16 protein-coding genes are annotated in these 13,394 nt (G+C 43.9%); all 16 read left to right on the top strand.

Annotated elements, in window-relative coordinates:
• Positions 1-5 precede the first annotated feature (5 nt).
• Positions 6-1,007, top strand: coding sequence for a signal recognition particle-docking protein FtsY (gene ftsY, locus H2672_RS10505; protein WP_186671265.1), 1,002 nt, complete (start codon positions 6-8; stop codon positions 1,005-1,007).
• A gap of 69 nt (positions 1,008-1,076) precedes the next feature.
• On the top strand, positions 1,077-1,412 hold the full coding sequence (locus H2672_RS10500) for a putative DNA-binding protein (RefSeq protein WP_067211307.1): 336 nt from the start codon (positions 1,077-1,079) through the stop codon (positions 1,410-1,412).
• 12 nt (positions 1,413-1,424) lie between these two features.
• Positions 1,425-2,780: a signal recognition particle protein gene (gene ffh / locus H2672_RS10495; protein WP_186671264.1), complete on the top strand. Its 1,356-nt coding sequence runs from the start codon at positions 1,425-1,427 to the stop codon at positions 2,778-2,780.
• 112 nt (positions 2,781-2,892) lie between these two features.
• Positions 2,893-3,165: a 30S ribosomal protein S16 gene (rpsP, locus tag H2672_RS10490; RefSeq protein WP_067211301.1), complete on the top strand. Its 273-nt coding sequence runs from the start codon at positions 2,893-2,895 to the stop codon at positions 3,163-3,165.
• A 15-nt stretch (positions 3,166-3,180) separates the two neighbouring features.
• Positions 3,181-3,414, top strand: coding sequence for a KH domain-containing protein (locus H2672_RS10485; protein ID WP_067211298.1), 234 nt, complete (start codon positions 3,181-3,183; stop codon positions 3,412-3,414).
• 270 nt (positions 3,415-3,684) lie between these two features.
• Positions 3,685-4,200, top strand: a complete 516-nt coding sequence (gene rimM, locus H2672_RS10480) for a ribosome maturation factor RimM (RefSeq protein WP_186671340.1) — start codon at positions 3,685-3,687, stop codon at positions 4,198-4,200.
• A complete protein-coding gene (gene trmD, locus H2672_RS10475) occupies positions 4,200-4,937 on the top strand; it encodes a tRNA (guanosine(37)-N1)-methyltransferase TrmD (RefSeq protein ID WP_186671339.1) in 738 nt (245 codons plus the stop codon). Before rimM ends, trmD begins: the two co-directional genes overlap by 1 nt.
• 131 nt (positions 4,938-5,068) lie before the next feature.
• Positions 5,069-5,413 carry a 50S ribosomal protein L19 gene (rplS, locus tag H2672_RS10470; RefSeq protein WP_186671263.1) on the top strand — a complete coding sequence of 115 codons (345 nt, stop codon included), beginning with the start codon at positions 5,069-5,071 and terminating at the stop codon, positions 5,411-5,413.
• A 95-nt stretch (positions 5,414-5,508) separates the two neighbouring features.
• On the top strand, positions 5,509-6,069 hold the full coding sequence (lepB, locus tag H2672_RS10465; RefSeq protein WP_186671262.1) for a signal peptidase I: 561 nt from the start codon (positions 5,509-5,511) through the stop codon (positions 6,067-6,069).
• Positions 6,070-6,086: 17 nt separating this feature from the next.
• Positions 6,087-6,950 (top strand): ribosome biogenesis GTPase YlqF, encoded by an 864-nt coding sequence (gene ylqF, locus H2672_RS10460; protein ID WP_186671261.1) that lies wholly within the window; start codon positions 6,087-6,089, stop codon positions 6,948-6,950.
• Between the two features lie 124 nt (positions 6,951-7,074).
• The gene (locus tag H2672_RS10455; protein WP_370569631.1) at positions 7,075-7,866 is read left to right on the top strand and encodes a ribonuclease HII; all 792 of its coding nucleotides are present in this window, start codon (positions 7,075-7,077) and stop codon (positions 7,864-7,866) included.
• Positions 7,863-9,863, top strand: a complete 2,001-nt coding sequence (locus H2672_RS10450) for a hypothetical protein (RefSeq protein ID WP_186671259.1) — start codon at positions 7,863-7,865, stop codon at positions 9,861-9,863. Before H2672_RS10455 ends, H2672_RS10450 begins: the two co-directional genes overlap by 4 nt.
• Positions 9,860-10,156: an EscU/YscU/HrcU family type III secretion system export apparatus switch protein gene (locus H2672_RS10445; RefSeq protein WP_186671258.1), complete on the top strand. Its 297-nt coding sequence runs from the start codon at positions 9,860-9,862 to the stop codon at positions 10,154-10,156. The genes H2672_RS10450 and H2672_RS10445 overlap by 4 nt, the downstream gene beginning before the upstream one ends.
• Before the next feature lie 117 nt (positions 10,157-10,273).
• Positions 10,274-11,434 (top strand): ADP-forming succinate--CoA ligase subunit beta, encoded by a 1,161-nt coding sequence (gene sucC / locus H2672_RS10440; RefSeq protein WP_186671257.1) that lies wholly within the window; start codon positions 10,274-10,276, stop codon positions 11,432-11,434.
• Between the two features lie 18 nt (positions 11,435-11,452).
• The gene (sucD, locus tag H2672_RS10435) at positions 11,453-12,355 is read left to right on the top strand and encodes a succinate--CoA ligase subunit alpha (protein ID WP_186671256.1); all 903 of its coding nucleotides are present in this window, start codon (positions 11,453-11,455) and stop codon (positions 12,353-12,355) included.
• 67 nt (positions 12,356-12,422) lie between these two features.
• Complete coding sequence (dprA, locus tag H2672_RS10430; protein ID WP_186671255.1) at positions 12,423-13,310, top strand: DNA-processing protein DprA; 888 nt, start codon at positions 12,423-12,425, stop codon at positions 13,308-13,310.
• The last annotated feature ends 84 nt before the right edge of the window (positions 13,311-13,394 follow it).

The raw sequence follows: 13,394 nt of genomic DNA, 5'->3' as shown, positions 1-13,394 counted from the left end.
TACAATTGTCTTTTTTTAAGAAGCTTAAGGAAAAAATAACAGGCACGAACGAAGCGGTAACAGAAAAATTTAAAGATGGTTTATCAAAAACGCGAAATCAGTTCACATCCAAAGTGAATGATCTTGTTGCACGCTTCAGAGTAATCGATGAAGAATTCTTCGAGGAATTGGAAGAATTGCTGTTACAGGCGGATGTCGGTTTTGAAACAGTCATGGAGCTCATCGATTTACTGAAAGTCGAAGTGCAACGAAAAAACATTAAAGATACAGCGGGTATTCAATCGGTCATTTCTGAAAAGCTTGTTGAAATCTACCAAGCTGGTGAAGAACTTGACAACGAGCTGAATATTCAAGAAGACAGTCTGACTGTAATCTTAATGGTAGGGGTTAATGGAGTTGGGAAAACGACGACAATCGGGAAATTGGCAGCGCGACTGATGGCAGAAGGCAAGACGGTTATGCTTGCGGCAGGCGACACATTCCGTGCTGGTGCCATCGATCAACTCGTTGTCTGGGGTGAACGTGCTGGAGTAGAAGTTATCCGTCAATCGGAAGGGTCTGATCCCGCCGCGGTCATGTACGACGCAATCCGTGCTGCAAAAAACCGCAAAGTGGACGTCCTTATTTGTGATACCGCGGGAAGGCTCCAAAATAAAGTGAACTTGATGAATGAACTTCAAAAAGTGCATCGGGTCATCAGTAAAGAAGTAGAAGGTGCACCGCATGAAGTACTTCTAGCGCTCGATGCAACAACAGGGCAAAATGCGTTGATCCAAGCGCAAACATTCAAAGAAGCAACGAATGTTACAGGCATCGTCTTAACGAAGCTTGATGGTACAGCAAAAGGCGGTATAGTACTTGCTATTAGAAAGAAATTAAATATCCCTGTTAAATTCGTTGGACTCGGTGAAGGTGTGGATGATCTTCAACCATTTGATCCGGAAAAGTATGTATACGGTCTTTTTGCGGATGGGCTTGAACAGGAAGATACTAGTGTAGACAAGTAAAACAACTTGACAGCACGTTGCTGTCATACTATGATGACTTAGGAAGAACATAGCGGGGAGGCAAAGCGTATGACGCTTGCAAAAACGACACGCATCAACTTCCTCTTTGATTTTTATCAGTCACTTTTGACGGATAAACAAAGACTGTACATGCAACTTTACTATCTAGAAGATCTTTCACTCGGTGAGATTGCTGGTGAATACGGCGTATCGCGTCAAGCTGTCTATGACAATGTTCGTCGGACGGAAGCGATGCTCGAAGATTATGAAATGAAGTTGAATTTATTTTCGGAATTCCAGAAGCGAGCAGAAATTGTAGATTATCTTGAGCAGCTCATAACCGATACAGATAAAAAATCGGAAACAATTAAAGAATTGTTAAGTGCGTTAAGAAATCATGAGTAGGAGGCTCTGTGCATGGCATTTGAAGGATTAGCCCAGCGCCTGCAAGGGACGCTACAGAAAATTAGGGGCAAAGGTAAAATTGACGAAGCTGATGTCAAGGAAATGATGCGTGAAGTACGTTTTGCGCTTATTGAAGCCGACGTTAACTTGAAAGTTGTCAAAGAGTTTGTCAAAACAGTAAGTGAACGCGCAGTCGGACATGATGTCATGAAGAGTCTAACGCCTGGTCAACAGGTTGTTAAAATCGTTAAAGATGAACTGACAAACCTAATGGGCGGCGAGCAGAACCCAATCCAGTTTGCACGGAAATCACCTACTGTCATTATGATGGTAGGTCTGCAAGGTGCGGGTAAAACGACAACCACGGGGAAACTGGCAAGCGTACTTCGCAAGCGGCACAATAAAAAGCCGCTTCTTGTCGCAGCAGACGTTTACAGACCGGCTGCGATTCAGCAGTTGGAAACACTCGGTAAGCAACTGACAATGCCTGTGTTTGCACTAGGAACTGACATTTCACCTGTTGAAATTGTTCGCCAGGCGCTCGCAGAGGCGGAGAAAGAGCATCATGATGTCGTTATCATTGATACAGCTGGAAGGCTGCATGTTGATGAATTACTGATGCAGGAACTGAAGGATATTCGGGATCTTAGTACTCCTGACGAAGTCTTCCTTGTTGTTGATGCAATGACTGGGCAGGATGCTGTAAATGTCGCTAAAAGTTTCGATGATACTGTTGGAATAACAGGCGTTATCCTGACGAAACTCGACGGGGATACCCGGGGGGGAGCGGCGCTTTCCATTCGTGCTGTTACAGACAAACCGATTAAATTTGTCGGGATGGGCGAGAAGATGGATGCACTTGAACCGTTTCATCCGGAACGTATGGCATCTCGAATTCTTGGTATGGGTGATGTCATGTCTCTCATCGAAAAAGCGCAGGAGAATGTCGATGAAGAGAAGTCGAAGGAACTTGAACAAAAGCTTCTGACGCAATCATTTACACTCGACGACTTCCTTGAACAGCTTCAGCAAGTCAAAAAGATGGGGCCACTCGACGAACTTTTGAAAATGATGCCCGGTGCCAATAAAATCAAAGGTCTCGAAAATGCTAAGGTTGACGAAGGCCAAATGGGGCGCGTTGAAGCAGTCATCCAATCGATGACTACGGCGGAGCGCAATACACCTGAAATCATTAATGCAAATCGTCGCAAGCGAATAGCAAAAGGGTCAGGAACAACCATTCAAGATGTCAATCGGTTACTTAAGCAATTCGAAGACATGAAAAAAATGGTCAAACAAATGACCGGCATGCAACAAAAAGGTAAAAAGAAGATGAAAATGCCTGGATTGGATTCATTTTTTAAATGAAATCCTGGATTTTTGAAAGAAATTCAAGGTGTTAAGAAAAAACACTTTACAAACAACAGAAAGCTTGATAATATACTATCTTGTGTGAAACTATTCGGAGGTGCAAGTAAAAATGTCAGTAAAAATTCGTCTTAAACGTATGGGAGCAAAGAAAACTCCTTTCTATCGTATTGTAGTAGCAGATTCACGTTCACCACGTGATGGTCGTCAAATCGAAACGGTTGGTACTTACAACCCGCTTACAAAACCAGCTGAAGTAAAAATCAATGAAGAGCTAGCTCTTAAATGGCTTCAAGAGGGTGCGAAACCATCTGATACTGTCCGTAACCTGTTTTCCGACAAAGGCATCATGGAAAAATACCATAACGCTAAACTCGGTAAGTAATCAGGAGGGGTGCACATGAAGCAGCTGATTGAGACAATCGTTAAACCGTTAGTCGATTATCCAGAGGATGTTCGGATTGCGATGGATGAACACGATAATCGTGTCATCTATAAACTATCTGTAAATCCCGAAGATATGGGAAAAGTTATCGGGAAGCAGGGACGTGTTGCGAAAGCGATACGCACCATTGTTTACTCAGCAGCAGGCAGTCACCATGGCAAGAAGGTTTACATCGATATTATAGATTGATACAGAAAAGGAGGGAGCCTATGTTCCTTCCTTTTTTGTTTAAAGTATTATTTCACTACTTACAGTGGTATCTAGGCTCCAGGCGGCAACCCCTTGAGTCGCTTCAGAATTGCTGGCAAAGGCAAAGAGCGCCTTTGCCAGCAATTCCTCCAGCGCTTGGACCCACACGAAGTGGGTCATGCAGCCGTTGCGACAGGACGTCGCGAACTAAGGCTGCGTTCGGTTGTAATGGCGCCTTGCGCTTTTCAAATTAAGGAAGGTGTGATTTTTATGCAATGGTTCAACGTTGGTACAATTGTTAATACGCACGGTATTCGTGGAGAAGTCCGTGTTATCTCGCGTACTCATTTCCCGGAAGAACGCTATACGGTCGGAAACAAGCTTGCCTTGTTCATGCCGGACAGCAAAACGCCTATTTACTTAACTGTGGCAAGTCATCGTCAGCATAAGACTTTTGATTTGTTAACATTTGAAAATCATCCAAATCTTAACGATGTTGAAAAATATCGTAACGGTATTTTCATGATACCGGAAAACCAACTTGGTGATTTGGATGAAAATGAATTCTACTACCACGAAATCGTTGGTTGTACAGTGTTCACGACTGAAGGCATCGAACTAGGTAAAGTGACTGAAATACTTGAAACCGGTGCGAATGATGTATGGACGGTAACGCCTGAAAAAGGCAAGCCTCACTACATTCCTTATATCGAAGACATCGTTAAAGAAGTCGATATAGCTAGCAAGAAAATCATCATAGATCCGATGGAAGGACTTCTTTCATGATGAAAATCGATGTGCTTTCACTGTTTCCGGAAATGTTCGAAGGCGTTCTTCATTCTTCGATCATGAAAAAGGCGCAGGCGAACGGTGCAGTCACATTTGGTGTAACCGATTTCCGTGATTATTCTACGAGCAAGCATCGTAAAGTTGACGATTATCCTTATGGCGGAGGAGCGGGTATGGTGCTTAAACCTGAACCGATCTTTGCAGCGGTTGAAGCTATATCCGAAGGGCTTGAAAAACCACCGCGTGTCATTCTGATGTGTCCTCAGGGAGAACGATTTACACAGAAGAAAGCGGAAGAACTATCCGCTGAAGAACATGTCGTGTTCATATGTGGTCATTATGAGGGCTACGACGAGCGTATACGCCAGTATCTGGTCACTGATGAGTTATCCATTGGAGACTTCGTTCTAACGGGTGGAGAGATCGCTGCGATGGCTGTGATCGACAGTGTTGTCCGGCTGTTGCCGAATGTCCTTGGTAATGCTGATTCTCCCGTGCTCGATTCATTTTCGACAGGATTGCTTGAACATCCGCAATACACACGTCCATCCAATTTTAATGGAATGGAAGTACCGGATGTATTGTTATCCGGCAATCATGCAGAAATTGATAAATGGCGTGAACAGCAGTCGCTTCTTCGGACATTCGAACGCAGAAAAGATTTGCTGAAAGATGCACCACTTACCGAACATCAACGTAAGTATCTCCAGCAATTAAAACGAGAAAACAAATAAGTAGATGACCTTGCAACGACTTGCGATTTGTGGTACTATCTACTATGTGCTTCTATGTAAGTACATACTGACAGATGTTCCGCTGCAAGGTAAGAAGTGTAAGAGCACCTGAGGATAGGGAGAGATTAACTATGCAACATATTATTTCAGCAATCACTAAAGATCAGCTTCGTTCTGATCATCCAGCTTTCCGTGCAGGAGATACAGTTCGTTTGCACGTAAAAATCGTAGAGGGAACGCGCGAGCGTATTCAGCTATTTGAAGGAATTGTTATATCACGTCGTGGAGGCGGAATCAGTGAATCATTCACAGTCCGTAAAATCTCCAACGGTGTAGGTGTTGAACGTACATTCCCTGTAAACACACCGAAAATCACATTACTTGAAGTAATACGCCGTGGTAAAGTACGTCGCGCGAAATTGTACTACCTTCGCGAATTACGCGGAAAAGCTGCACGTATCAAAGAACTACGATAAAAAATGTAGGAGGCCCACAAACGGCCTCCTTTCTTTTTGCCTCAAAAATAAATAGACTGTACAATAAAGACAGTAGTAAGCAGGAGGCCTTGCCAATGAATGATGAAAAGAAGAAGAAAAACGAAACATGGGAATGGGTGAAGGCGCTTTTAATCGCATTCGGCCTTGCAGCAATCATCCGAGTTTTCCTCTTTACACCAATCGTTGTCGATGGCGTATCGATGATGCCTACACTCGAAAACGGTGATCGAATGATTGTTAATAAGATTGGTTATACAATCGGAGAACCAAAACGGTTTGATGTTGTTGTGTTCCATGCACCTGAAGAAAAAGATTACATAAAAAGGGTAATTGGACTTCCTGGCGACGAAGTAGAGTATCGGGATGACATTTTATACGTTAATGGAGAACCATTCGAAGAGCCCTATCTTGATCAATACAAAGGGGAAATCGTAGACAACCCATTAACCGGCGATTTCATACTCGATGAGGTAATCGGTAGCAAAACTGTCCCGGCAGATCATGTATTTGTCATGGGCGATAACAGAAGGAAGAGTAAAGACTCCAGACATATTGGAGCTGTTGCCATCGATGAAATCATTGGTAGCACAAAAGTCGTTTTCTGGCCGATTAAAGATTTTGGAATTATTAACTGACGGGAGGAACTGACAACATGACAATTCAATGGTTTCCCGGACATATGGCGAAAGCTCGCCGAGAAGTAACCGAAAAGCTGAAGCTTGTTGACATCGTTTTTGAATTAATCGATGCTAGGCTACCACTATCTTCTAGAAATCCGATGATTGACGAAGTCATTCATCAAAAACCAAGACTTCTTATCCTGAACAAGATGGACCTTGCGGATGAAACGGAAACAGCACGCTGGATCCGCTATTTTGAAGCGCAAGGAATGCGTGCAGTTGCCATCAATTCATTTGAAGGTAGGGGGCTTCAGACTGTTATAAAAGCTGCGAAAGAGATTTTGGAGCCGAAGTTGGAAAGGATGCGTTCAAGAGGCATTCGTCCAGGCGCGATGCGTGCGATGATTGTGGGGATTCCTAACGTTGGTAAATCGACACTTATTAACAGGTTGGCAAAGAAAAACATTGCCAAAACTGGTAATACGCCAGGCGTTACAAAAGCCCAGCAATGGATTAAATATGAAAAAGAGCTAGAGCTTCTAGACACACCAGGTATTCTGTGGCCTAAGTTTGAGGATAAGGAAGTTGGCTTTAAGCTTGCACTGACAGGCGCCATTAAGGATAAAATCGTCAATATGGAAGACTTGGCAGTGTATGGCCTTCGTTTCCTAGAGGCAAATTATCCAGCTAGGCTGACAGACAGATATGGACTAACAACTGTCGGCGACGAAATCCTTCCGATTTTTGAAAAGATTGGTTCACTTCGTAAAGTATATACTGTCGGCGGAGAAATCGATTATGACAAAGTGGCAGAGTTGGTTGTCCGTGATATTCGCAACGAATACCTTGGCAAACTGACCTTCGACTTCACAGCAGAACAATCACAAAATGACTAGGCCGATGCCGGCACGGAATTAATTCCGCGGCAATCGGCCTTTTCTTTTATGGGAGTCGAAAAGTGGCAAAGATAGCCGATATACTAACAAAGAGATGGATCGATAAGTCGTCTGTTAATGGAGAGTGATTGCATTGAAAACGATAAAGGAAATTACGGAACGGCTGACGCATGTTAAAGAGCCGGAATTCTGGATGGAAGAGCTTGCACGGGATTCAAGAACTGGCGTGCAAAATGCACTTAGTCGCTGGAAGCGCCAGTATGAAAAGCAGAAAGCTATAGAATACAACCATATGCTGAAAGAAACGTTTGATAAGTCGTTTGCGCCGTTTGAAGGAGCATTGATTGCAGGGGTAGATGAAGCGGGGAGAGGGCCGTTAGCGGGTCCTGTGGTCACTGCAGCGGTTATCCTGCCGCGAGAAACACCGGAACTTGTTGGTCTTGATGATTCTAAGGCTATATCAAAGGCAGAACGGGAACGGCTTGCAGAACAAATAAAAAGCGTCGCTATCGCTTATTCAGCACATATTCAATCCGCCCATATGATTGATGGTATGAATATTTATGCCGCAACAAGGGATTCGATGGAACAGGCAGTAAAGGGGCTTACTGTCAATCCTGATTTCGTCATTGCGGATGCCATGAAACTCGCTACAAATTGCCCTACAGAATCGGTCATTAAAGGTGATTCGTTTAGTTTAGCTGTGGCGGCTGCGTCGATTATTGCAAAAACAACAAGAGATGCCATTATGGATAATTTACATAACGACTTTCCTATGTATAATTTCAAGAAAAATGCGGGATACGGGACTGCGGAACATGTTCTAGCACTTCAAACACATGGACCGTGTGTACATCACCGAATAACTTTCGAGCCTGTTAAATCAATGTTGGAGGGGAGGAAGGGAAATCGATGAATTTTCCTACTGCGGCAGTATCGGCAAGTCAGGGGGCGGGCGCCGTTCCAAATAGACCGCTGGCCTTGAATGACGGTCAAATGGTCCATGGGCAGGTTAAGCAGCTTTTTCCGGGGCAAATGGCTGAAGTCCAAATTGGGGGACAAAAGGTATTCGCTAAACTGGAAGTCCCGATGAAAGCGGGTGACTCCTACTACTTTCAAGTAAATGCAGTTAAGCCAGAATTGCAACTGAAAATCATTTCAGGACCCCTTCAAGCTACAGAGGGACAGGCACGCCAACTTGGCGGATTAATGGACGCGATGCAGTTGCCAAAGACGGCAGAAATGCAAGCATTGCTGGCGTTCGTCATGAAAAATAAAATTCCGATGACGCGGGATAGTTTGCTAGAGGCGGAAGCGTTATTAAAGGTCGTACCGCCAGCCGCACGGAATGAAGCACTTGCGTCACTTCAGAAGATGATTGAGCTGAAATTGCCGCTTACTGAGAATATCTTTCGGTCACTTTTAGGAGTCGAAACGAAAGAAGGTTTGCATAGTGTTTTGACTTCGTTGCGAAATGCATTGGCACTGGATAACACGGTCATGCCGCAAGCCAAAGATGCTATTTTATCTGCGCTAGAGAAGATGGCTAGGCCCTTTGCGCAGGCGACAGGGGGAGCATTACTAGGTCAATCTCTACTCACGTTACTGGATCGTTCCGCGCCTGGAGAAGAACGTTTTGCTATCCTGCAAATGCTGAAAAGTGAAGGTGTTTTACCGGAACGGACGTCTCTTGCAAACCTACCGCAAGTGCTCGCTTCATTGATTTTGGGAGAAGGCGCAGCACGTCCAAGTAATGCTTTGCCAGCATCACAACCAATCCCGGTAGGACCGCAGAACGTTCACCCCGCAAGTATGAATAGGCAGGCCGCCACCGCGCCCCAAGCGTCTTCAGTGTCATCGCCGATTGTGCAGCAGGTGCTGACAATGCTCAAGCAAATTGAAGAGGCTCCGCCAACTCAACAGAAGGTCCCATTGGGAAATTTAAAAGCTTTGATTTCATCCGATCCGGTGACAAATACACAGCAGAAAACGATGCTCGCGGCAATGATTGACCGCGCCGTAAATGCACAGCCGATTGCACAAACGCCAACGAAGTTCGTTCAAGAGTTCAGTCAGGCATTTACGCGGATAACGGCTGAAAATGCAGTTGCAGCTCCTTTCCAGGCTAGTCCCTTAGCAGAAGGTCCCAAAGAACAATTGCTAGCCCTACTTGGTCAACAAGGGACTGAGAAGTTGGCGGCGCTTCTGCGAACGGCGGAACAATCTGCTAACCCAGCTATCCAGAAAATGGTGCAGGTAGCAGAAGTCGCCGTTGCTTCAATGATTGATGGAAAAGCTGTGAAAGATGCGCTGCAAACAGTCATACGTTCATTCGGGCTCAATTATGAGGCGGGATTACTGGGGAAAGAACCTGATATCGGACGTCTTGCGGAAACGTTAAAACCCCAACTACTTGCTCTTATGCATGACCCATCTGTCTCGACAGCTCTTCGTGATGCGGCAGAAATGGTCGTCACGAGGATGAATGGACCACTGCTCCAATCGGGGGAAAACGGCGTACAACACCAACTGATTATGCAAGTTCCACTGGAGTTTTTTGGCAAACGTATCGATGCCACATTGCAGTGGAATGGACAACTGCAAAAGAATGGAAAGATTGATGCGGACTTTGCACGAATTCTTTTTTATCTCGAACTCGACTCGATTGACAAGACGATTATTGACATGCAAGTCCAGAACAGGGTCGTGATGGTCACCGTCTTTAATGCAGATGAGACGCTTAAGTCGATAGGAGGAGGAACTCTTCAGGAAAGATTGAAAGAGGGACTCGAGTCAACGGGCTATAAATTGTCTGGTGTATTCTTTAAGAACTTTATAGAGGAAGAAAAAAACGTGCAGAAACAGAAAAAAGCGATGAAAATCGATGGGCAAGGAGTTGACTTCCGCATATGACAGAGGAACGTCATATCCGAAAAGAGGCGGTTGCCCTTTCATATGAACCATTTTCGGCAGGAGCGCCAAAAGTAGTTGCAAAAGGGAAAGGGAAGATCGCTGAAAATATATTGGAAAAAGCGAAAGAGAATAATATCCCTATTCAGGAAGATCCTAGCCTTGTGGAAATTTTAGGGCAATTGAATGTTAATGAGTCGATTCCCGAAGAATTGTACAAAGCGGTATCTGAAGTGTTTGCCTATATTTATCAGATTGACCGTCAACATGGAGAGAAAAGAAAAACGGAATTTTGAAATAGATTCGACAAATATCTACATTTGAAATTCAATTGTGGACATTGTTTGACATGTTTACTACAATGGATAAGGCAGTAAATTAAATAGCTTAGAAGTACGAATGGAGGATGTAAGATGAATATCCATGAATATCAAGGCAAACAGCTACTAAGAGAATATGGTGTAGCAGTTTCTAACGGCCTAGTTGCTTTCTCTCCTGAGGAAGCAGTAAAAGCTGCAAAGGAACTAGGTACAGACATTATCGTAGTAAAAGCACAAATCCACGCGGGTGGACGTGGGAAAGCGGGCGGCGTTAAGATTGCAAGAAATCTTGATGAAGTTCGTGCTTATGCTAAGGAATTGATTGGTAAGACACTTGTGACTCACCAAACAGGTCCAGAAGGTAAAGAAATCAAACGTCTTCTTATCGAAGAAGGTTCTGATATCAAAAAAGAATACTATCTTGGACTTGTCCTTGACAGTGCAACAGACCGTGTAACACTTATGGGTTCTGAAGAAGGCGGAATGGACATCGAGGAAGTTGCGGAAGCAACACCTGAAAAGATTTTCAAAGAAGTCATTGACCCAGTTGTTGGTTTGACTGGATTCCAAGCACGTCGTATGGCATATAACATGAACATCCCTACACACCTTGTAAACAAAGCAGCGAAATTCATGCTTGGACTTTACCAAGTGTTCGTAGAAAAAGACGCATCTATTGTTGAAATTAACCCACTAGTTGTAACAACTGGTGACGATGTACTTGCTCTTGACGCGAAATTCAACTTTGATGACAGTGCACTATACCGTCATAAAGATATCCAAGCACTTCGCGACTATGATGAAGAAGATCCAAAAGAAATCGAAGCTTCAAAATTTGACCTAAGCTATATTTCTCTTGACGGAAACGTCGGCTGTATGGTTAACGGTGCAGGTCTTGCAATGGCTACAATGGACACGATTAACTACTTCGGTGGTTCACCTGCTAACTTCCTTGACGTTGGTGGTAGTGCAACGGCTGAAAAAGTTACAGAAGCGTTCAAAATCATTCTTTCTGATGCAAATGTTAAAGGGATTTTCGTCAACATTTTCGGTGGTATTATGAAGTGTGACGTTATTGCTGAAGGTGTTATTGCTGCATCTAAAGAAGTAGGTCTACAAGTACCACTTGTTGTTCGTCTAGAAGGTACAAACGTCGACAAAGGTAAAGCACTATTGAATGAATCAGGTTTGAACATCATCGCTGCTGATACGATGGCAGACGGTGCTAAAAAGATTGTAGAACTAGTAGGTTAAGAAAGGCAGGGACAAACGATGAGTATTTTTATTAACAAAGATACAAAAGTTATCGTACAAGGAATTACGGGTGCTACAGCACTTTTCCATACAGAACAAATGCTAGAGTACGGAACGAAAATTGTTGGCGGAGTTACACCTGGTAAAGGTGGAACTGAAGCGGCGGGTGTTCCTGTTTTCAACACAGTTGAAGAAGCTGTAAAAGCAACAGGCGCAAACGTATCAGTTATTTATGTTCCAGCTCCATTTGCTGCAGATGCAATTCTAGAAGCAGTAGAAGCAGAACTTGACATGACAATCTGTATTACAGAACATATCCCAGTACTTGATATGGTCAAAGTTAAGCGTTACATGGAAGGCAAGAAAACGCGTCTTGTCGGTCCAAACTGCCCGGGTGTTATCACGGCAGACGAATGTAAAATCGGCATCATGCCTGGTTACATTAATACAAAAGGCCATGTAGGCGTTGTTTCACGTTCAGGTACACTGACGTATGAAGCGGTTCTTCAATTGACGAACGCTGGAATCGGACAGTCTACTTCTGTTGGTATCGGCGGAGACCCAGTTAACGGAACAAACTTCATCGATGTACTAAAAGAATTCAACGAAGACCCTGAGACATATGCGGTTGTTATGATTGGTGAAATTGGCGGAACTGCTGAAGAAGAAGCAGCTGCGTGGATTCAAGCTAACATGACGAAGCCTGTTGTTGGCTTTATCGGTGGTCAAACAGCTCCTGAAGGAAAACGTATGGGCCATGCTGGTGCCATCATTTCTGGCGGTAAAGGGACAGCTGCTGAAAAAATCAAAGCACTAAATGCTGCGGGTGTTGAAGTTGCGGACACGCCATCTGTTATCGGCGAAACATTAATTAAAGTAATTAAAGAAAAAGGTCTATACGAAAAGTGTAAAACACATTAATATGAAAGATGCAGCGTGCTAGTTTATGCGCTGCATCTTTTTTTCTACTATTAAAGGGAGGAATTCAATGGAACTGACAGATGCCGAAAGGCGATTGCTAGCGCTCCACTATGTATTTCCGGTGCCTTTGAACAGATTAAACAGACTTTACGAGATAGACCCCAATCTCGAAAAGTTATATGTTTACAAGGCGTTTGAACTTGCTCATATCCTAAACATCCCGGTGTTAAAAGCTAGTCAATTGAAAGACAGTCTACACCGTAATGCTGATACCCCCTACGAAGCGTTATATAAGCGGAATGCAATCACCCCAATTCCGTTCACAAATCCCTTATACCCTGACCATTTACATGTACTTATCGATCCTCCGGCAGTTCTTTATGCAAAAGGGGACCATACATTACTTGCTAAACAATTTAAAGTGGCTATTATTGGAGCCCGAAAAGCAACTGTTTATTCACAAGAAGCAATGTCGCTTATTGTTCCTCCGCTCGTTGAAAATGGAGCCGTTATCGTATCGGGATTAGCAACAGGAGCTGACACGATGGCGCATGTAGCAGCACTCAAATTCGGCGGTAAAACAATTGCTGTACTTGGGCATGGATTGTTCCATCTTTACCCAAAAGAAAATCAGGCGCTCGCGGACAGAATTGCACTAAATCATCTCCTAATTACTGAATACCCACCGTACGTAAGCCCTGAACGTTGGACTTTTCCGATGCGAAATCGTATCATAAGCGGGTTATCAGATGTAGTCGTTGTCACTGAATCAGCAGATAAAAGTGGAACGATGAGTACGGTCGAGCACGCACTTGATCACGGAAAAGATATCTATGCAGTTCCCGGGCCCATCACATCGCTGTTGTCGGCAGGCCCAAATAGGTTGCTAGATGAGGGTGCAAGACCGGTGTGGAACGGGTTCCAAATCGTCGAATCACTCGTTTTCAATGGTTGAATAAAACTCTTTTTCATTGAAAAGGTTGCTTTAATCTCAAAACTGGTATACATTTTGCAACAGATATTCTTTTGATGAATAAAT

Source organism: Sporosarcina sp. BP05, assembly GCF_014282005.1.
Taxonomy (GTDB): Bacteria; Bacillota; Bacilli; order Bacillales_A; family Planococcaceae; genus Sporosarcina.
Note: the sequence above shows the minus strand (reverse complement) of the source record. Positions and strands in the feature narration are given on the sequence as shown.